This is a genomic window from Paenibacillus bovis, assembly GCF_001421015.2.
Taxonomy (GTDB): Bacteria; Bacillota; Bacilli; order Paenibacillales; family Paenibacillaceae; genus Saccharibacillus; species Saccharibacillus bovis.
The window spans coordinates 1,448,837-1,469,440 of record NZ_CP013023.1 but is presented as its reverse complement, the minus strand read 5'-3'; the positions used below and the strand labels follow the sequence as shown (position 1 = coordinate 1,469,440).

The 20,604-nt window shown below is 49.4% G+C and carries 21 protein-coding genes and 1 riboswitch; of the genes, 5 read left to right on the top strand and 16 right to left on the bottom strand.

The genetic code is table 11. The features are described from left to right. Nucleotides 1-94 precede the first annotated feature (94 nt). The 9 genes from AR543_RS06280 to AR543_RS06240 all read right to left on the bottom strand — a co-directional run bounded on the left by AR543_RS06280 (nucleotide 95) and on the right by AR543_RS06240 (nucleotide 8,531). Nucleotides 95-616 (bottom strand): glycosyl-4,4'-diaponeurosporenoate acyltransferase CrtO family protein, encoded by a 522-nt coding sequence (locus AR543_RS06280; RefSeq protein ID WP_060532758.1) that lies wholly within the window; start codon nucleotides 614-616, stop codon nucleotides 95-97. Between the two features lie 107 nt (nucleotides 617-723). Next, nucleotides 724-1,653 carry a YwqG family protein gene (locus AR543_RS06275; protein WP_060532756.1) on the bottom strand — a complete coding sequence of 310 codons (930 nt, stop codon included), beginning with the start codon at nucleotides 1,651-1,653 and terminating at the stop codon, nucleotides 724-726. Nucleotides 1,654-2,031: 378 nt separating this feature from the next. Then, a complete protein-coding gene (locus AR543_RS06270; RefSeq protein ID WP_060532753.1) occupies nucleotides 2,032-2,931 on the bottom strand; it encodes a diacylglycerol kinase in 900 nt (299 codons plus the stop codon). Between the two features lie 90 nt (nucleotides 2,932-3,021). Continuing rightward, a complete protein-coding gene (locus AR543_RS06265) occupies nucleotides 3,022-3,795 on the bottom strand; it encodes a sirohydrochlorin chelatase (protein ID WP_060532751.1) in 774 nt (257 codons plus the stop codon). Between the two features lie 2 nt (nucleotides 3,796-3,797). Beyond that, complete coding sequence (locus AR543_RS06260; protein WP_017814542.1) at nucleotides 3,798-4,088, bottom strand: YerC/YecD family TrpR-related protein; 291 nt, start codon at nucleotides 4,086-4,088, stop codon at nucleotides 3,798-3,800. Nucleotides 4,089-4,224: 136 nt separating this feature from the next. Beyond that, entirely contained in the window at nucleotides 4,225-5,187 is a 963-nt protein-coding gene (gene corA, locus AR543_RS06255) for a magnesium/cobalt transporter CorA (RefSeq protein ID WP_060532749.1), read from the bottom strand. 103 nt (nucleotides 5,188-5,290) lie between these two features. Continuing rightward, the gene (locus AR543_RS06250; RefSeq protein ID WP_060532747.1) at nucleotides 5,291-6,292 is read right to left on the bottom strand and encodes an inorganic phosphate transporter; all 1,002 of its coding nucleotides are present in this window, start codon (nucleotides 6,290-6,292) and stop codon (nucleotides 5,291-5,293) included. 214 nt (nucleotides 6,293-6,506) lie between these two features. Further along, the gene (locus AR543_RS06245) at nucleotides 6,507-7,121 is read right to left on the bottom strand and encodes a DUF47 domain-containing protein (RefSeq protein WP_060532745.1); all 615 of its coding nucleotides are present in this window, start codon (nucleotides 7,119-7,121) and stop codon (nucleotides 6,507-6,509) included. 195 nt (nucleotides 7,122-7,316) lie between these two features. Next, nucleotides 7,317-8,531, bottom strand: coding sequence for a DUF3048 domain-containing protein (locus tag AR543_RS06240; RefSeq protein ID WP_060532743.1), 1,215 nt, complete (start codon nucleotides 8,529-8,531; stop codon nucleotides 7,317-7,319). Nucleotides 8,532-8,970: 439 nt separating this feature from the next. On the opposite strand from AR543_RS06240, the gene AR543_RS06235 reads away from it, so the two are divergent. Next, complete coding sequence (locus AR543_RS06235) at nucleotides 8,971-9,501, top strand: DoxX family protein (RefSeq protein WP_060532741.1); 531 nt, start codon at nucleotides 8,971-8,973, stop codon at nucleotides 9,499-9,501. Between the two features lie 127 nt (nucleotides 9,502-9,628). On the opposite strand, the gene AR543_RS06230 is transcribed toward AR543_RS06235, so the two are convergent. From AR543_RS06230 to AR543_RS06200, 7 genes are all read right to left on the bottom strand, one after another. Then, on the bottom strand, nucleotides 9,629-10,429 hold the full coding sequence (locus AR543_RS06230) for a hypothetical protein (RefSeq protein WP_060532739.1): 801 nt from the start codon (nucleotides 10,427-10,429) through the stop codon (nucleotides 9,629-9,631). A gap of 35 nt (nucleotides 10,430-10,464) precedes the next feature. Next, a complete protein-coding gene (locus AR543_RS06225; protein ID WP_060532737.1) occupies nucleotides 10,465-10,878 on the bottom strand; it encodes a hypothetical protein in 414 nt (137 codons plus the stop codon). Between the two features lie 316 nt (nucleotides 10,879-11,194). Then, nucleotides 11,195-12,475 carry a helix-turn-helix domain-containing protein gene (locus tag AR543_RS06220; protein ID WP_060532734.1) on the bottom strand — a complete coding sequence of 427 codons (1,281 nt, stop codon included), beginning with the start codon at nucleotides 12,473-12,475 and terminating at the stop codon, nucleotides 11,195-11,197. A 224-nt stretch (nucleotides 12,476-12,699) separates the two neighbouring features. Beyond that, the gene (gene thiE / locus AR543_RS06215; protein WP_060536664.1) at nucleotides 12,700-13,317 is read right to left on the bottom strand and encodes a thiamine phosphate synthase; all 618 of its coding nucleotides are present in this window, start codon (nucleotides 13,315-13,317) and stop codon (nucleotides 12,700-12,702) included. A 143-nt stretch (nucleotides 13,318-13,460) separates the two neighbouring features. Next, nucleotides 13,461-14,270 (bottom strand): bifunctional hydroxymethylpyrimidine kinase/phosphomethylpyrimidine kinase, encoded by an 810-nt coding sequence (gene thiD / locus AR543_RS06210; protein ID WP_060532733.1) that lies wholly within the window; start codon nucleotides 14,268-14,270, stop codon nucleotides 13,461-13,463. Nucleotides 14,271-14,364: 94 nt separating this feature from the next. Beyond that, nucleotides 14,365-15,162 carry a hydroxyethylthiazole kinase gene (thiM, locus tag AR543_RS06205; RefSeq protein WP_060532730.1) on the bottom strand — a complete coding sequence of 266 codons (798 nt, stop codon included), beginning with the start codon at nucleotides 15,160-15,162 and terminating at the stop codon, nucleotides 14,365-14,367. Nucleotides 15,163-15,288: 126 nt separating this feature from the next. After that, nucleotides 15,289-15,390: riboswitch (TPP riboswitch) on the bottom strand. A gap of 166 nt (nucleotides 15,391-15,556) precedes the next feature. Next, entirely contained in the window at nucleotides 15,557-16,393 is an 837-nt protein-coding gene (locus AR543_RS06200) for an alpha/beta hydrolase (protein ID WP_060532729.1), read from the bottom strand. A gap of 257 nt (nucleotides 16,394-16,650) precedes the next feature. Between AR543_RS06200 and AR543_RS06195 the strand changes: the two genes are divergently transcribed. The 4 genes from AR543_RS06195 (at nucleotide 16,651) to AR543_RS06180 (ending at nucleotide 20,484) form a co-directional block, all read left to right on the top strand. Beyond that, nucleotides 16,651-17,319 (top strand): DUF1129 family protein, encoded by a 669-nt coding sequence (locus AR543_RS06195; RefSeq protein ID WP_060532727.1) that lies wholly within the window; start codon nucleotides 16,651-16,653, stop codon nucleotides 17,317-17,319. Between the two features lie 435 nt (nucleotides 17,320-17,754). After that, nucleotides 17,755-18,765, top strand: a complete 1,011-nt coding sequence (locus AR543_RS06190; RefSeq protein ID WP_060532725.1) for a nuclear transport factor 2 family protein — start codon at nucleotides 17,755-17,757, stop codon at nucleotides 18,763-18,765. A 303-nt stretch (nucleotides 18,766-19,068) separates the two neighbouring features. Beyond that, the gene (locus tag AR543_RS06185) at nucleotides 19,069-20,046 is read left to right on the top strand and encodes a polysaccharide deacetylase family protein (protein WP_060532723.1); all 978 of its coding nucleotides are present in this window, start codon (nucleotides 19,069-19,071) and stop codon (nucleotides 20,044-20,046) included. A 219-nt stretch (nucleotides 20,047-20,265) separates the two neighbouring features. After that, the gene (locus tag AR543_RS06180) at nucleotides 20,266-20,484 is read left to right on the top strand and encodes a hypothetical protein (protein WP_060532721.1); all 219 of its coding nucleotides are present in this window, start codon (nucleotides 20,266-20,268) and stop codon (nucleotides 20,482-20,484) included. Nucleotides 20,485-20,604 lie beyond the last annotated feature (120 nt).

Sequence of the window (20,604 nt, the reverse complement as noted above, 5' to 3'; positions counted from 1 at the left end):
TCAATCTGGATAAAATCAATTATAAGTTAGCCTTGTACCCTATTGTGAAAACGCAAGATAATTCGAAATGGATTTCTGCTTGGATATGGCTTGATTAGACACCTGCACCGGTCTGTGGCTTAGTCGTATGTGATTGCGTATTCTTACGGGCCAAACGTGATCTCAAACGAATCAGCCGTGGCCTATTATACCTCTGAATCAAACAAAAAGGGATCTGAACGATCACATTGACTATCGCGCAAATCAGAGCGACATTCGCATAGCTGCTTGGATTCACCCATATGCAAGCAAAGCCCAATACAGCCATGCACCAATGCCCGACTTCGCCATATTTCGTTTCTAAAATGAATCGATCTGTATATTCCAAGGTAAGTGTCTCATGGAGTTCTTTCTTTTGGAATTTCCATAACCCGCCGCCTTCCGGAAGCTTATCTTTCCACCGATCAAGACGAATTTTTTTATATAATTTTTTTTCGAAAGAATGTTCCGCAAAAAACCAATCATTTTTTTCGTACCAGGACTTGGGCAAGAATCGAACCACATGAGCTGTGCCAAGGCAGCAGACTAACCAAAACAGCGTATTGATTACGATCATCCACACAATAAAACTACTCATGTCCCACCGCCCTTCCCTCTTGCTTCTCTTTCGCTTCCTTATGTATTCACCCGTTTCAACATATAAAACGGATGATGGATTAGCTACATTTTAAGCACATGACTATTTTAACTAGAGTAAATCGAACAATACGTTCGTTCAAAATTCCCTGCCAGCAGATCCTCCTTGCGAATGAAAAAATGAATACATCCTGCATCCCACCAGAGGAATCCAATATCCCGGTCACTGTCCACCTCAAGCAGCATCAGCATCTCATCAATCTCCTGATCCACCTTCTGTTCATCTCCACCAAAGTGCTGAATCATGCGCTTTTTGTCTTTTTCCTGATTATACGTATGCTTCCCGGTATGCAAATACGATGCCGCGACGAACTCGTGATCTCCATGCTGTCCATCACCGTAGCCGAGCATTTTGCCGATCACATGTTCAGGTTCCCAGCCCATCTCTTCGGTGAGCAGCAGATAGTTTTCTGCGGTTTCTTCTGTAATCTCTTCATCATCCAGATTATAGACTTCACTATATCCGTAATTCGGAAATTCGACTCTAGCCTGTGCATGCACCTGGTAAGGTAAAAACGGCTCCTCTGCTTCTTCTTCCAGAATCGTCAGACTGTCCGGCTCATAACAGGACAACAGCGAAGTATCCGTTCCTGACCAGTACAGTACACGATGTTCGATGTTATAGGCAGGCTCGTCTTTACCTACGAAAAAGTACAGCATACCCTGCACAGGAAGCAGCGATCCAGGAATTGCGCCATGAGCTGAGTCCTTGATCTCTGCCGTGATCTGTGACAGGTTGAGCTGGGCGACCAATGTCATCCATTCGCCGCCTTGACTGCGCGGCCACTCCATACCTGCTGGCAGATCCGGACTGCCTCCAAAACGTGAACAGCCGGTCTGACCGTTGCCGCCTTCACCGCGTACCATTTTGACCACTGGACGCTGATGTTCTCGCAGATAGTTTTCTAATTCAGGGACTTCATATCGTTCCATGAGCGACTTTAACTCTTCGTCTGATAACAGATTGCTGTATTCCATCGTAATCCTCAATCTCCTTTACACTTGGATAGGTATGATTCTGGCTAACCTGCTTCAATACTAAGTTCTAATGCATATACAGCAACAGATGTCATACAGGCAGTTAAATATATGTATTCGAACGTACTTGAATATACTTGGATATATTTACGTGTCATTGACGATACTGTTCATCTCCACTATATCTATTATACTCTGATTTTTGGCAACAGCAAAAAGCTCCCGTCCACTAACCAGAGACATTTCCATGTAGAAACGTCAACGATAGAGTGTACAGGAGCTGTTATGAGCTTAAGTCAGTCATACAATTAGTTAAATCTAAATCCTACACTATCCATCATAACCATCAGATAAGAGAGCAGCGGATTAGATCAGTCGTTACTTATTATCCGCGAAAATCCTCAGCTTGTGCTTCAGTACTTCAAAATGGCCCGGCAGACTGCCGCCCAGCTCTCCATCCAGATTAAGCATCACTTCATTGGCCCGTGGGGCTTCGATATCCAGCTTGCTTGTCCGGAAATAGAGTACTTTGGGATCGTCCAGATGCTCGCCGCGCAGCGCCATCGTGACGAGGCGGATAAACTCGGCCAGATTACAGTTGCGCACGGCAATGACGTCGAACAGTCCATCGTCGATCCGCGCATCCGGTGCCAGCTTTTCAAAGCCACCGACCGAATTGGTATTGGCCACGAGGAAGATCATGAACTGATCATGGATGGTCTCCATGCCCTCTGCCCGTATAATCAGCTCCGTTGGCGCCAGATTGACCATTTTCTCGATGCCCTTCATGTAATAGGCCATCTGTCCAATCATCGTCTTGAGCTTGCTGGGCACCTCATACGTCAGCTCGGTAAAAGAACCGCCGCCCGCGATATTGATAAAATAGCGGTCGTTGACCTTGCCGATATCGATCGGACGCGACTGCTGGCGGATGACCAGATCACAGTATTGCTCCCAGTTGCGCGAGATCCCCAGCGCACGGGACAGATCGTTGGTTGTTCCCAGCGGGAAAATGCCCAGCGGCGGCGGGTTGTCGTAGGCAGCCATGCCATTGATCACTTCGTAGATCGTTCCATCGCCACCAGCGGCGATGATCATATCGTAACCGCCGCGTTCAATTGCATCCATGGCAGCCACTGTTGCATCGGATTCGCCTGTCGTTGCATGACAGCTGGCCTCGATGCCTCCCTCGTCCAGACGCTTGAGAATATCCGCCAGACGGCGTCTCATCTCTTCACGCCCGGAGGTTGGGTTATAGATTAACCTCGCTCTTTTCATGTCCATGCCACCTAATATTGTTGTGATTCGCCTGTTGTACAGATCATAGGAGCAGCAGTTGCTGCACGATCCGGTCAGGCCGGCTATGTCCTATTCTGCAACGTGAAGCTGCTGCATCAGAAGTTCTACCTGACGCTCCATCCAGTGGGACAGCCGCGGATGCGGCAGCAGCGCTTCACCGGCATATTCATAGCTTAACCCTTCAATACGCCCCGGAATCACCGACCGCAGGAAAATGCCCGAGCTCAGGAACAGCGGCGCGATCAGCACACGATACCCACGGCTTGTCCACTCTTCGGTCTTGGACCGCAGACTGTCCGGATTCAGCAGCGCATAATCGGCATGAGCCGTGCCGCTGATGTGCCCAACACGCTCGGCGAGCGACGAGATGCCCTTTTCCCAGCGGTGACGGAATCCATCATGAATACTGCCATGACCGACGACCAGTACTGTCTCCTCCTGCGGGACAGTCGACAGATGCTTGACCTTGTCCCATACCATATGGGCAATATCGTCATCGTCGTCGACCGGGTAACCAAAGTGCACGTTGGCTCTAATGGTAAACGGTTCCAGATCTGTTTCCCGATCAGGCTCTGCCTTGACGCCCAGTGCGTAGGCGATCTCATCCATATGTGTACTGCCGGAGGACACGAACAGCGGTATGACGAGCAGATCGGTCACTCCCTGTCCCTCCAGTTCATCAATCCCGTCCTGTATGAATCGTCCCGGAACATTGTCCAGATAGACGGAACTTACAGGCAGATCGGCAGGAAAGGAAGTGTTTGCGACTGCATCGTCAATCCAGTGCATCCATGTCGGGTCCGGCGATCCATGACTGATTATCAATACACCCGGTTTCATCATATTTATCTCCCCAGACGCTCCAGCGTCATTTTGTAGCCGTCATTACCATAGTTCAGGCAGCGTTTGACACGGGAAATGGTCGCTGTACTCGCGCCAGTCTCCGCTTCGATCTGATTATATGTTGCGCCTTTGCCCAGCATACGAGCAACTTCCAGACGCTGGGACAGCGACTGAATCTCGTTCACTGTGCACAGGTCATCAAAAAATACATAGCATTCTTCCAGGTTTTTGAGCGTCAGGATCGCTTCGAATAATTGATCGACACTTTTATCATCAAGCTTTTTAAGTTGCACGATTAGATCATCCCCTACTACGGTTAATGTAATTTCATTGTATAGATTACCATTTGTTTTTTCAAGCGTTAACGATGTACAGTATCACAGAATCAGCACGTCTTCCTCATAAAATCTTCCAAAATTACCGCCCAGCCTACTTAAACCAGCCTCGTCGCTGGAATAGCAGCATCATGCACCCGCCCAGCACGAACATCAGCACCAGCACGCCAAAATAGCCATATTTCCAGTGCAACTCCGGCATAAATTCAAAGTTCATCCCATAAATGCCCGCGATTAATGTCAGCGGCATGAAGATGGTCGTGATAACGGTCAGTGTTTTCATGATGTTGTTCATCCGGTTGGAGTTAAGCGAGATATAGCTATCCCGCAGATCCGATGTCATCTCACGGTCAGCCTCGATCATATCGGACAGCTTGAGCAGATGATCATAGATATCGCCAAAGTAAGAATGGTGCTCGTCGACTTTCTGGATATGCTGGGAATTGACGACGCGGTACATCAGATCACGCATCGGCACGACGGTACGACGCAATTTAAGCAGGCGCGAGCGCAGGGCAAATACCTGTGCCAGCAGCTCATCCACCGCTTCATCAGGTCCCAGATTCTCCAGATCATTCAGCTCATCTTCGATATCAAACACACACGGGAAATATTCATCGACAATTTTATCGATAATGATATATGCCGCCGCTACCGGTCCGCGCATCCATTTGGGCCGTTTGCCCGTACGGTAAGCGAGTACCTTTTCCCAGGCAGAATCAATCTCGGGCTGCTTCTGATGATGGAAAGATACCAGCAAACGCTCACTGATAAACAGATCAACCTCTTCCACATTGAGCGTATCGCGCTTGATCGCATGCAGTACCATAAATTCCACATCGCCGTAATAATCCATTTTGGGGCGCTGCAGCAGATGCATGCAATCTTCCACAGCCAGTGGATGAAATTCGAAAAAGGTGGACAGCAGCTCGGATTCCTTTTCGGTAGGACGATCAAAATCGACCCAGCACCATATATAATCACCGGATTTCAGCTTCTCCAGCGGTACATCTTCCACAATCATGTGATCATGTGTAAATCCCATTATACGTATCACAATTCATCCTCTTTTCTCGAAATCAGATAAGGCTAGAATCGCATAAAAAACCGCCGTTCGCAAGAAACGGCGGAATCGTTCAAACGGATATGCGTGTAGAAGCTTAGAACAGATCGAACATGACTTTGTAAATGATACCAGCCAGTGTTGCTGCAATCGGAATCGTCACGATCCAGGCAATCACGATCCGGCCAGCGAGTCCCCATTTTACTTCGCGGAAGCGCTTGGCAGCACCTACACCGAGAATTGCGGAAGTGACGGCATGTGTCGTACTTACCGGCAAATGAGTCAGTGTAGCCGTGAAGATAACGGTTGCGGATGTCGCATCAGCGGCAAAACCGTTAATCGGCTCGATTTTGAAAATCTTGGTCCCCATCGTTTTGATGATTTTCCATCCACCGACAGAAGTACCGAGTGCCATCGCAGTAGCGGCAGAGATTTTGACCCAGAGCGGAACTTCCAGATGATCCTGGACATTGGCCGCTACGAGGGCAAAAGTGATAATCCCCATTGCCTTTTGCGCATCATTCGTACCATGGGAAAAGGATTGCAGGGCTGCCGTCAGAATCTGCATCGTCCGGAAGCCTTTGTTCACCGAGTGCGGGCTGCGCTTGGCGAAGATCCATTTCAGAATATACATCACGATAAAACCAATAACAAAAGCGATCAGCGGAGACAGCAACAGACCTTCAACGATCTTGATAAATCCGCTCCAGTTCACCGAACTCGAACCTGCTCCGACAAAAACAGCTCCTGCCAGTGCACCGATCAGCGCATGGGAGGATGAAGATGGAATCCCGAACCACCAAGTCGCGAGATTCCAGATAATTGCTGCGATCAGTGTCGCAATAACGATCGGTATCCCGTTCTCCAGTGTGGCAGGATCGGCTACACTACCGCCAATCGTCTTGGCAACGCCGGTAAAGGTAATCGCACCGAGAAAGTTCATCACGGCAGCCATCAAAATGGCAGTACGCGGCGGCAGCGCCCGGGTGGACACCGATGTGGCAATCGCATTGGCCGTATCATGGAAGCCGTTGATAAAATCAAACGCCAGTGCCAGGAATACGACAATACATAGCACGAGTAATGAGGTTTCTACCATAGTTGTTCATCATACAGGGTTTCTCCCCACTCCTATTGGCAGAGAAGCTGTATGATACTACCTCCTTAATTATCTTAAGATTTTGCAATCGCGGCAAAATCCGAATCTTCTGTTAGCATCAATAATCTGTTCCTAAAAGTAGCTCAGTTTCTGCCAGGTGACAAAAGAAAAACGAACCAGCTCGTCTATATGTCGGTTCGGTTTCTTTCCGGTATCAGGAATTGCTCATAATGATCGATTCCAGCATATTGGCTACGTCTTCGCAAGAATCCGTGGTATTCTCCAGACGTTCATAGATTTCTTTGCGTTTGATTAATTCGATAGGGTCCGTAACGGTAGCAAACAGTTCCTTGATACATTTGCGCATGATATCATCGCCCTGGTTTTCCAGATCATTTAGGCGGATCGAGTGCTCGCGGATCGGCAGCAGTTTTTTCTGGGAAAGCAGTTGGATCGCTTTTTGAATCTCATAGGCACACTCACGCAGAATCTCTGCAAAGGCATTGATATACTTGTCCGGCTCGTTCAGATGATACATGTCAAAGCGGGAAGCACAAGCCTCCAGACCATCCAGTACATCGTCCATTTTGGTGGTGAGTTGCATGATATCGTCGCGCTCCAGCGGCGTGATGAATGTTTTATTCAACTCGGTGATAATCGTATGGGTATACGTATCGCACTGGTTTTCATAATCCTTCATCGTTTTGGTAAACTGTGGAATGTCTTTAAGGCTTGCGACCTGTTCTGCGAAGTAGTCCGCAGCCTGTACCAGGCTATCCGCCATATTCTCCAGCGTCTCAAAAAAGATATCCTTCTTTTTAATACGCATTCCTATAACCCCTTTTCGAAATTTTGCCGAAAAATGTCGTAAAATCGCATTTTAAGCACAATTCTGGCTTTGATAACAACCTTTGTTATCTTATCAATCCGTGTGCCGTTTTGTAAAGAATAGCTTAACAAATAATCTACAAATCTCATACAAACTTCAGCACTTCTTTATATCATTACACCGAAAGCCTTTACTTTATCCATTTTCCTCCAATTTTTCACCATTAATTGTGAGGTGACTGTCAAAGGAAGGATGATTCGGCACAATATTGTAGTAGGTTACACCGGGAACAAGCGGCGTTTCCTGACCGCCGCTGCGAAAACGGATCACATCGCCTTCGGTACGACTCCACTCGCCGCGAATCATTCGTCCCTGCTGAAATAGCAGCGCTTCGCCGCCGGCATCCAGATTCAGGCTGAGACGGCCAACGTCATCCAGCACTTTGTAATCAGCGCCCAGTACGATCACATTGGCAGCGGTGAGCGGCTGCTTGGTGTTCAGGTCGATATGCGGCTTGTTATTCATACTGCGGGTATACAGACCACTGGCTGCATCATAGGTGTAACCGACCGTATAGCTGTCGAGCAGGTATTTGAGCTGTATAGAATCTACCTGCTTTGCATCCGCTACAGCTGGGGAAGATGCCTCAGGCGAACTACCCGATTCCGCGCTGGATACAGCTGCAGCGGTGACGGACTCATCGGATACCGATGACGAGTCGACGTTGGTACTGCTCTCTGCCTTCGCCGATTGGGCTTTGTCTTCAACCGGCAGAAAGGGATAAACAGGCAGGGTAACCTGCTCGGTGTATCCTTTGTCCGCTGCTGTTTTGCGCAGCTTTTGCTCATTGGTGTACAGATTATGCGGTGCCTTGCGGCTGGAATCGCGCCAGAATGGAGCGCTGGCATTGGTAATTTCGTCGAGATGTTCCTTGTTTCCATTTTGCAAAATCGCATAGGCATCCGTACTGCCGCCTGCATGTACGAGCAGTCCGTTAACCGTCTCTCCCAACGTGATCAGGTAGGGGCGAATACTGCGTACCGGACCGATTGTAGCATCCCCGTGATAGCTCTGGTAAATAGCGACCAGACGGGTAATGCCTCCCTCGGCCAGCACCTCGTAGATCATATCCGCTTCGGCCAGACCGGACTGCGGACGCGCAGCCGGCGCATTATTGATCATAACGGCTACCGGACGCGCGAGATCTGGCTGTTCTACCGCAAGACCGGTGAGCGGCGCGGTATAGACAGGTGTCTGCACTGCCGGTTCCGGCGCAGGCTCTGCTTTTTCCGGGGCGGGTACAGCGGTTGGCGGCGGAGCAGCGACTTCTTCAGACTGACAGGCGGTGAGGCTGATGCCGAGCATAACCGGCATCAATCCTTTGAACAACGGCGACCAGGAAATTTTCATGATATCCTCCTCTGAATAACGAACAGCAGCCAGCCTGCTGTTGTGCTATGTCCGCATAATATGCCGGATAAGTTCCATTATGTATACAAGCCATTCGGGTCTTTGCTGTATTCATTATATACATAGCTGCCGCTGCTGGAGAACTATAAAGGTCATATTTTTCAAAATCAGGTAGCGTTTGGAGACGATAAAACGTTCCTGTCCACAATCCGTATTACGAAGATAGCTCGCTCTATATCTATTTTGCATATGACAATATAGACAAAAGCTCCAGTTTAAACTGCTTAATCATAAAATATTAAAAAATAAACTAGATTGTGATTTTTGTTACATATTAAAATTTAGGAATGTTTTAAGATAAAACCATGAAAGAGACAATCATCACATGACATCACAGCATTAGCAAAATGGCTTGATATTATAGTTAAGGGGTGCATCAATTATGAACAGATGGCTTAGAGAAAGCAAAGTGGCAATGTGGTTGTTAACCATCGTACGCGTGTATATCGGATTCAAATGGATCGAAGGCGGCTGGGGCAAATTGACCGGCGGATTCGACGCTACCGGCTTCCTGACCGGTGCTATCGCAAGCACCGGCGGCGAACATCCAAGCGTCCAGGCAGGCTGGGGAGCATTTCTGCAGCATTTTGCACTGCCGAATGTGGGACTGTTCAATGTTATTGTACCAATCGGTGAATTCCTCGTCGGTCTGGGATTGATCCTCGGTACGTTCACTACTATCGCTGCCCTGATGGGCATGGTAATGAACTTTGCCTTCCTGTTCTCGGGTACGGTAAGCACCAACCCATACCTGCTGCTGGCAGAGATCTTTATCGTCGTCGCTGGCGCGAATGCCGGTAAAATCGGACTGGACTACTGGGTACTGCCTTACCTGAGAGCTACTCTGTTCAAAAGAAATAATCATCACCGTGGTGGCAGCCCGACTGCCCCTACACACAAAGCAGCCTGATCGCATATCTAATCATATAAAAAACAATAACAAAACAGCCATATCTGAACGGATCGTCCGTACAGGTTGGCTGTTTTGTTATATATCCTGTTCATCTGCTGCACTCGAATCGTACAGCTGACGCCAATTATTGATTTTGCCCAAATACACGGCGCAGCTCCTCTTCGCCTGTCGGCAGAGCCAGTGCCACTTCGGACGGATGAGCTTTTGAGTACATCACCCGGATGACATGACCCTGCTGTACCTGTGGAAGCTGGGTCTCGAAAATTTCCTTTTGTGTATTTACAGTGACGGTGTCTCCCTGATTGGTTGTAATCGATAATGTCAGCTGCAGCCGGACTTTGCCTGGTGCGGAGCTGCCCAGAGGCACCACATCCACCACTTTGGCATAGAGCTGCTCGCCATGCTGCGCAATCTCCATAATATCCTGAGGCACTCCCTGCTGCATCATTCGCTCATGCAGCAGATTCTGTACATCTGTCTGAGAGACCCGACCCTGTAGATCGATACCGACTTTGGCAGGATCTTTGGGTGAGACCAGCAGTGGAATAATGCTGCCGGGCTGGAACTGGGCGAGCGCTGTCTGTGGAATAACAGCTCGTGTACGGGCCGGGTAAGGCTGCTGGCCGTGACGGGTAACGATGACTTCGAGCTCCAGTTGAGGCTGTTCATTGATATACGTTCCGGTCTGCTGTACACGCTCAATCAATCCTACTGCGGGTTCACCGGATTTGACCGTACGCAGGCTAAATAGGGTACCCAGAATAGAAGGAATAAATACAAGCGCAAAGCCGGTATAGATTAGTGGACGGTACCAGGCTGAGTCGATAACCTCGTATGCACCCCCTCCCTGAAAATTCGCATATAAAGGTAGAAAGAGAGCCGCCATTAGACATATTGAACCTGTTGTTACCAGAAATTTTACCATTATTTTTCGCTCCTTTTTGATGTGGATATCAATAATCAGTACAGCGGTCCCATATAGATCCATTCGGATGGCCGGGAGGGATGCGTGCCCAGTCCGATTCGATCACCTGGGCGGGGAATATGCATTTTGGGTACCAGTGTCTCCATCGTCTTCTGATAGCGGGCTCCGCTATTTTCTAGTACATCCAGCGTCATGACGACGATCGGATCAAAATTGACCAGTTTGCCGGTATCCCGGATCGTCAGTACTGTACCCATGGCGGTGACGGGGATATGTCCCTGCGCTGCTGCCTGCGCATCGCGGGCAGATTGCAATCCTGCATTCATCTGGTCACGGTGCTCTTTGGGGATAATGCTTTTGACAAACAATCCGCTGATTCCTTTGTTCAATGTCTGTTCTGCCTGATCCAGTGCATCCTGCTGCTTTTTGTTACGTTTAAAAAATCCCATATCTATCACGCTCCTGTGCTTGTAATTATGTTCCTGTTTTTATTATAAAAAGACCGGAATCGTGCCACAATACATGACGGCACATACAAAAAAGCAGGCTCATGGCCTGCTTTAAATACGATACAGGTTTGATTTTTTTGTGGGATAAAGGCGCTTGTCGCAAATAAAAGCAGGGATTCACGGACAGAAGCTACCGATCTCCCGCATTATATTGCAGCAGACAGGCTGTTTCCAGGTCTATTTTATCGCCTGAATTCCGATTAATCGCTCTTTATTTGTATTTTTCCGGGATAATGGATACGTCTATAATCTTCTGTCAGGCATGGCGAAGCAGATAGACCAGTTTGCGGTAGTACGAGGCTGCATCCTTGTAGCGACGCTGCTCTTCCGACACGACTGCCAAACTTTCATACAGAATATTTAATCGATCCTGCTGACGGATCTGCTCAAAATACGGCAGACAGGCTGTCGCTTCTTCCATAAATTGATCTGCCTGTCCATGAGCCAGTGCCAGCTGACTGCTATAAAAACGTACAGCCATCTGCTGATCCTCGGTCAGCGTCAGAGTGCGCAGCTGCTCCAATCGCTGCACCAGCGCAGCCCAATCCTGCCGAGCCAGCTCAATCTCGCACCGGTATACGAGCAGCACCGGCTCCATCTGCTGCCGCATCTCGGGCGGCTGCAGATCGACTATACTGCCAAAGCGCTCCACTTCCTGCGCGGCCTGCGATAGCTCGCCGGTCATCGTAAGCATCAGAATACGATTATTCATAATAGCAGTCAGCGTATCGCCCTGATGCTGGGCGTAGACCAGATGCGCTTCTGCCATCGACAGGGCAATCAGTGCTTCCTGAGGCTGCTGCATGACATGGCAGTATCCGCTGTACAGTACATACATTCCGGACAGGCGATGGAATAGCCGCTGCTCGTAGATGTACGAAGTTATTTTTTCAAAAGTCTGCTTGGCCGGTTCAAACTGACGGGTATGTACAAAAGCTTCCATACGAATCTGCTGGCCAGTCAGCCACGTCTCTCCCTGCTCCGGCAGCAGATTCAGCCATCGCTCCGTCTGCGCCAATACATCGTGATACTGCTGCCGGGAGCGGGCAGACTGGATTTTGTAGAATAGCATTGCTTTCATCAGCGGCAAAGGCAGCAGGGCTTCATCCGGCCGACCATACCGTTCCAGATAAAAGTTCAGATAGGATTGATGCAAATAGGCATAGGCATCCTGATCATTCAGCTGCTGGTAATAAGTAGCTTTCATCAGGGCGGTAGTCAGTTCTACTGTCAGCGTATCATGCCGATCCGGCAGATCATTCACCTGCTGCTCCTCAAGCGCTGAGGCCTGCACCGATAGCTGCTCGACAATCTGCTCTGCTCGCTGTAATACATGGTCATCCTGATCGTCGGCATGCAGCAAATAGCCTGGCAATACGCCCAGCCGCTCAGCCATTGCTTCCGCCAGGTCATCCGGCAGCGGATAACGCCCAGCCAGAATATTGGAAAAATGCGCCTGGGTCACCAGTCCATCCGTCAGTTCCTTGCGCGACATATTCTTTTTGTGGCAAAGATAATCGATCCGTTCTTTTAGCAATAGACTCTTCCTTTCTCAGCTTCTCTTGATCCGTGTTGCTGGTTCTATACCAGATTGTAAAGGAAAGGTCGCAGTCATCTCAAATCATAACGTAACAGCAGCATGTATCTAATGCGTCGTCAGGAGTTTCTCCCACAACCGGGCATAGCCAAAAAACGGCATCCGGCGCTTCCTGTGCAGGCATGGCCGAATACCGTCCGTATTTTGGTTTATCCCGATTATGTCTATTCGGAAATATTGTCGCCGGCAAATAAAGCGGCCAGCTCAGCGGCAGCCAGTCTGCTGTCTAATGCTCCGGCAATAGCCGAAATAACAGCTACTCCATCCGCTCCAGCCTGCAGAACAGGCGCTGCATTGCGAGCATCAATTCCTCCGATACCGACAAGCGGCAGGGTTATGCCTGCTGCACGAATCTGCTCAATGATCGCCGTACCGCGTACCGGCTCGGCATCTGCTTTGGAACGGGTCGGATAGACAGGTCCGATACCCAGATAATCGGCTCCATCCGCTATAGCCTGCTTGGCTTCTGCCAGGGAATGGGCAGATACGCCAACAATCTTGTCCGGTCCTAGCTGCTGCCGAATTAGCGCAGCAGGTGCATCCTCCTGACCGATATGCACTCCATCCGCATCCAATTGCAAAGCCAGCTCCAGATCGTCATTGACAATAAAGGGCACTCCCTGCGCTCTGCATATACTTTGCAGCTGCCGGGCCAGCTCTACTGCAGCGCTGCCGGTCAGCGCGCCTGTTCCTTTTTCACGATACTGAAAAAAAGTGGTGCCTCCCGCGATAGCATCTATCAGCACCTGTTCCGGCGGACGGGCACAGTTGATGCTGCCCATCACCAGATATACCGGCAGCCTCTCACGAATCCAGCGGCTGCGCGCGTCGGTGCCGTGAGCAGGAATAACTATCTGCCGTCCGGGCTGTTCGGTATAGCCTGCCGACTGCTGTGTTTCTCCTGTGTGATGCTCTGCTGGCTGCTTCATAATACCGCTCCTTTGCGCCGATAAGCAAAATGATTGGTCGGACCATGTACCGATCCGATACCCAGTCCGTCTGCTATTGCAGCCTGCACAAATGCTTTGGCAGTGCGTACCGCAGACAGCATGTCACTGCCTCGCGCCAGTTCAGCCGTAATCGCTGCCGAGTAGGTACACCCTGTCCCATGGGTATGCGGTGTGTCGATACGGGGGCTCTCTGTATAATGGAACCGTTCCCCATCATACATTACATCTACTGCCTGATTAGTGGACAGATCATGTCCACCTTTGACGACCGCGCATCGTGCTCCCATCGCTACCAACTGTCTGGCAGCCTGCTTGCGCTCTGCCAGCGTACGAATAGTCATGCCGGTCAACAGTTCCGCTTCCGGAACATTGGGGGTAATGATCGCTGCCAGCGGCAGGAGCTCATCGATCAAAGCCTGTACGGCCTGCTGCTGAAGCAGTACCGATCCTCCTTTGGCTACCATGACCGGATCGATCACGAGCTGCCGCCAGCCATATCGGCGTACAGCCTGCGCAACTTCACGGATAATATCTGCGCTGAACAGCATACCGGTTTTGACTGCATCCGGTGCCAGATCTTCCCCGATCGAATCGAGCTGCCGGATCACACCTGCCATCTCGACAGGATAGACACCCTGTACGCCCGCCGTATTCTGCGCCGTGACAGCCGTAATCACGGACATGCCGTAGACACCCAATTCCTGAAAGGTTTTCAGGTCAGCCTGTATACCCGCGCCGCCACCACTATCCGAGCCTGCAATCGTTAATGCCTGATGAATACTCATCGCTGTTCTCTCCTTTGGTATAGAAATATATAGATGGGCATAGGATTGGTATTATGAATTTCGCTGCACTACTATCTGTTGCGACGATGCCTTCCTACAGCTGCTCGATTCGTGCCCGCTTTTGCAGCTCGTCCGGTGTCAGCAGAGACAGCTGGTTGATCAGCTCGATCTGGAAGCTGCCGGTTCCCTGTCCTGCGGTGCGCTCTGCCGCAATCTCTGCAGCTGTTCCATAAAAAGCCAGCGCTTCGGTTGCAGCGGACAGCCAGTATTCCCTGCCTCCGCTCACTGCTGCAAAAGCGGCTACTACCGAACTCAGCAGGCAGCCTGCACCGGTGATCCGGGTCAGCAGTTCATGCCCATTGCTGACGATCCATGTCGTCTCTCCATCCGTAACGATATCTTCCTGTCCGGTTACCACGACCAGCGTTCCCAGCTGCCGGGCCGATTGCTGAGCCAGCTTCACACGATCCCCTTCACCAGCTCCGGCATCGACGCCCCGAATCGTCCATTCCGCGCCGGCGACGTGAGCGAGCTCTGCGATATTGCTGCGCAAAATATCAACCTGCATCTGCTCCGTCACCTGACGGGCTGCTGCCGTGCGGTAAGGAGTCGCCCCCGCTCCTACCGGATCGAATACAACGGGTACTCCCGCCCGGTTGGCTGATTGTCCAGCCAGCAGAATCGACTGCAGCGTATATTCATCCAGCGTACCCATATTGAGCATGACCGCGCCAGCCATCGCTGCCACATCAGCTACCTCCTCGTGGGCATAAGCCATAAACGGCGATGCCCCCAGGGCAAGCAGACCATTTGCTGTAAAATTGGTTACTACTACATTGGTAATATTGTGTACCAGCGGATTTTGCTGACGTACCTTTTGCAAAAACGACATGTTTCTTCTCCTCCTTTGGCGATACAACGATATAACGCATATACAAAAAAGACCCATTCACCTCCAGCAGGAGATTAATGGGCCGTATCATTCATTCAGGTATAAAGTGCCTTATCAGGCATGAGTGAATATCCGCGTCCACTTCCCTCCGCTGGTATAACCCAGATCAGGTTCCAAGGGTCCGGATTCATATCCGTCTCAGCCTCTACGGCTCCCCTAGTGAATTCAAAGCGATATGATGAGCAGCAGAGAATCATCTGTCGGCGATAACGCCACAGCTGTATCTGCCATGCTCTTGTAGTTACGATCTTATAAGGATATCGGTGGACTGTCAAATCTCCGATCCAGCGGTTCACAGCAGAATGAAGTCTATTCCGTCAGGATCGTAATCTGTCTAGATCATCCAGTGCTGCCACTGTGTCTGCGCAGCTTCGCGACCGGCCAGCCATTCCCGGGTATACCGGAGCAGCTCACGGCGATGTGGCCCCGACGAATATGTATGATCCGCCTGGAAAATAATCTGCTTGTCGCAGCGCCCTTCCTGCCGGGTCCAGAATTCCTGCTGATACAAAAAGGCATAATCCACCGGAATCACATCATCGCCAGTACCATGTACAACCAATACATCTCCGCTGAACTGCCGCGCTTCGATAAATGGCTGGTAATTGCCCAATGACTCAAAATACACCGGCTTAAAGCAGTATCCCAGATAATCCGCTTCTCCTTCGATCACGGCCTGATCATACGTCTCGCGGCCTACAATTTTGACGATATCATTAAACGGGTGCCCGACCGCCGACCAGAGCACCAGATGCTTGACCCGGTGATCGCGCACCGCTGTCAGAATCGCCACCGCCCCGCCAAGACTGTGACCGATCAGCGTCACCCGCGTTGGATCGATATCACTGCAATTCATCACATAATCAAGTACACTGCGTGTCTGCGCCACCATGGAATCCAGGCCCTGCTGACCATACAGACCACTGCTTTCCCCACAGCCCGCATAATCAAAACGAACGACCATATATCCGTCAGCCGCAAGTTCGCGCGCACTGTTAACAAACAAACGATCTACACCGATCCGGCTACCCACGAAGCCATGACAGATTACAATGAGCGGTGTACGGTCTTTGCCTTTCCCCTGTCCGTCAGCCTGACGATCCTGTGCTGGATAGTGAATACTGGCTGTTAGCTCCAGTTCCTGATGACGAATAATGATATTACGTTCCATCTTGATTCCTCCCCGTAATAGCGGTGTATATAATCAGAAAACTCCTATTTTTTATGCGATAAATAATTTAATTTTAATAATTCCGATAAGTTTAATTGGTATTAGATAAACAATATATTAGCATCCCGGGAATTCAATTGTCAATGCAGCAAAAGTGTGGCAGAATAATAGATTCCAGACCGACCTCCGGTACTACACGCAGCCGGTATAAATAGGAATATATACAGGTACAACTTATTACGATTGGAGGAACGATTATGAGTACTGTACGTCATTTGGTAAAGGATATTAATTCGATTCGTGATCAACTCAAACAGGATAATCTGAGCTACTATGACGATGTCATCGTACATGTGCGGGATGCACGCATCCGCCGCGAATCCGGTGAAGAACTGCTGCTGGAGATGGGACAGCATCTGCTAGAAGCCCAGCAAAGAGGCAAAACGGCTCGCCAGCTGTTTGGCAAGGAATCGGACATTTATGCCGACCAGCTCATCGAGAACCTGCCGGAGGCCCGGCAGTTGAGCAAGCCCATGTATTATCTGATGATTGTCTGGGTCGCGCTTACATGGGTGTTTCTGCTGCAGGCGCTGATGGGATTTTTCAAAATCAATATCAGCGGCTCCGGCGTTGTAGGCGAGATCAGTCTCTCTACGCTGATCCTGGTCGCTGCCGGTGCGGTTGTGCTTGTTGAGCTGGTACGGCGGGTAGCCGAGCAGCCTGCGGAGAAGAGCGAGCTCGATCGTCCGCGCATGCAAATCAACGGCCGCTCGGTCGTCTCTTATCTGGTCATTATGATTGCGATTATTGTTGTCGGTACCTATCTGCGCAACGTGATGCCTGTACTGGTTATCTCGCCATGGGTGAGTCTGATTCTGTGCATTATCGGAATTCTGGGCCAGAAGTTTATCTTCATGCGCCGCTAGGAATGCGGACTGCGATCTGGTGCGGACAAGCAGTACCGCTGGGAAATAACAGGTATTTCCTTATAAATGATGGTCGATATATTTTCATTTATTACAATATTATACTTTCTCAGCTTAGAAACAGCCTCCGGTATATGATGCACCGGAGGCTGTTTTGGCTTTTTATATACCGCAAATTTAGAAACATTCACTATAAATCGCGAAACATCGCAATTGATGTATACGTCTTTTATAATAGAACAGGTACTGTTCAGCAGGTTCGAAAATAACCTCTGCACGTTATTAATCGCAGTGATACATCAAGAACTGCTGCAGCGATCTGGTTAGCTATGCGTTCGCCAGCTGACCATTTGGTTAATATAACCAGAGCAGCTCGCTGCATGTCGGGAGATTAACAGTAATCACCCTCAATGAATAATCAAAGGAGTTTTAATTATGAAAAAAACCAATCTGCTACTCTCAAGTCTCATGTTATTAGGTGTACTGTCTGCCTGTTCGGGCAATAATACATCCAATGCCCCTGCTCCATCGACACCTTCGACTACCGAGAATTCCGGCAGTACCACTCCGGGCACAACAGCCAATCCGGCCGAACCGGACAGTTCTGCCAACACTTCTGCCGAAGTAACCAAAATCACCAACAACAAAAAGCTGGTGACTGGATTGTATAATGATGTTCTGAACAGCCACAAGCTGGATCAGGCAGAACAATATCTGGCCGAAGGTTATGTAGAGCATAATCCAGCTGCAGCTAACGGCCGCGAAGGATTCGCAGCGTACTATGCATCATTATTCCAGAAAAATGCCGATTACAAAGTAAATGTACGCGGCATGATCGGCCAGGGAGATCTGGTCGCTGTCTTTACCGAGCCTGCTGCTCCGGCGAGCAGTTCTGCTGATACAGCCACCCAAGCTTCGTCTGCTCCCATGGTCGATATGTACCGGATCGCGGATAACAAGATCGCCGAGCACTGGAGTGTGACGGCAGCCAATCTGACTGGCTCCGAGAAATCGGCTGATCTTCTGCCTACTGCTTCTACCGAGGCCGTGGTAGCTGATACTCCACGAGCGACCGTTGCGGCCAATGCCAATTTCGTCAAAAACTTCTATGATGCATTCTTCAACAGTCATAATACCGATGCTGCCAAAGAAGCAGTCAGTGACAATGTCATTCAGCACGGCTCCGGTATTGCCAACGGACGTGACGCACTCACCAGTCATTATCTGACGGAGTTCCGCGCTCACGCTGATAGTACTGCCATAGTAACCAATGTGATTGCAGAAGGCGATCTGGTTCTGGTGTATAGCCATATGCAAAACAGTGCCGATGATCGCGGTAATGCAGTGGTGCATATGTTCCGCGTTGAGAACGGCCAGATTGCCGAGATGTGGACACTGAGCCAGCCTGTCCCTGAAAAGTCCGCCAATGATAACACCATGTTCTAAATCATGATCCACACTACAGTATGATTAACGCTTGAACCAGCACGCCTTCACGTTTCGTGGAGGCGTGCTTTTTGGTGTATGCCCTGTGCATTGTTCGGATTGTCCGTCTCTCTTTAGCCGGTTTCCCCTGCCTATTTATCAATGAACAGAACCTGGTTCATACCATGCCTATATATACAACTCGGTTATATAGGACATTCTACATGATTCGACAGTAGCATAAAATTTCACGGCTTCTTGTCCGATGTTATATAAGGGGAGTGAATTGCTGCCCACTCAGTCGACAGAAAAGGAGCCTGCGAAATGCGAATTCGACGTATCCGTAATCTATTCATTATTCTACTCTATATTACTATCGCCTTCGTCGTGACCTTCTATGTGCTGAGCCTGAAGTATCCACATGCTTCCGCTTTCTCCTATGAGACATGCAAGGCCACATATGATATGACCGATGATCTGTTTGAGACACTGAACGGCGAAGTTCCGGAAGGAGCGACCAATGTAGCTGCCGCTTCGGAAATCACCCATAGCGCTCCTCCCGGCAAAGCCAGCCATATCCCGGTGCTGATGTATCACTATGTCGTACCGGAAAAATATAATGTTGAACCGAATAACGCGCGAATTAACCTCGAAGCTTTTGAAGAAGGAATTAAATATCTGCATGATGAAGGCTACCATACCGCTACCCTCAAAGAACTGGAACGCTATGTGAATGGCGAGATTCAGCTGCCCGAGAAAACGGTCGTACTTACCTTTGATGACGGTTACCAGAATAATGTCGTATATGCTTATCCGGTACTCAAAAAGTACGGATTCCATGCTTCGATCTTTATCGTCGGTACTAAGCTCAAGGATCACAAACAGAAATTCGTACCTACAGCCAAAACGACCATTTCCCGCAAAGAAATGAAAGCAACACGCGATGTATTCGAATACCACAGCCATACGTACAATCTGCATTACAAACGTCTCGTACAATGTGCCGAGTACTATGCTGCCGGCAAGGACAGCACACGCTTCACCCATGATATTGATATCATGAAATCCAAAACCGGCATCAATACGCCTTACTTTGCTTATCCATACGGAGAATACGATCCCAAAATGGTATATGATCTCAAAATGAACGGATATCGCATGGCCTTTACGGTGCGTCCGGGTTATGTGCATCCCGGTGACGATCCGATGTACCTGCCGCGGATGAACGTGACTTCGACGACGACGGTCAAGCATCTGCTCAATCTGCCGGATGTTCCGACCCAGCCGATCAAATCAAAATAAATTATATTTCTCTACTCATATCTTTTTTCCATATAGCAATTATCCGCACGGACCTGATGTTTTCTGTTCCCCGTAAACGGGAGCGACAGCATCAGGTCTTTTTGTATTTTCGGATCAATTTACTCAAAATGCAGAGATGCGGGTAATAAAGAAAGAGTACGCCTATGCATCCGCTGGATGCCTGGCGACCATTTCCCATGTGCAAAGGAGGCCGACAGCATGACTCTCGGTGAATGCCTGAACCAGCTGCATAACGATCTGCTGCTGATTGATCTGAGCCGGCCCGGCTATCCGACCCGCACGGTAGCCGAGCTCAAGAAGACAATGCCGCTGGAAGAAGAAGGCTATGAGGTGCGCATTCGCAGCTTTAATTTTGGCCGTACCCAGAAAAGATCCATAGGCAAAATCAACGGTCCTAATTTATGGAATGAAACTTAATACCTCTTTTTACACAGCGTTAACAAAAGAAGGCTATACTGGCTACATATGATGTATTTTTGCAGATTTCGACAATATTCCTATACGTTCTGCACTATACTGGTAGTACCAGTACGCTAG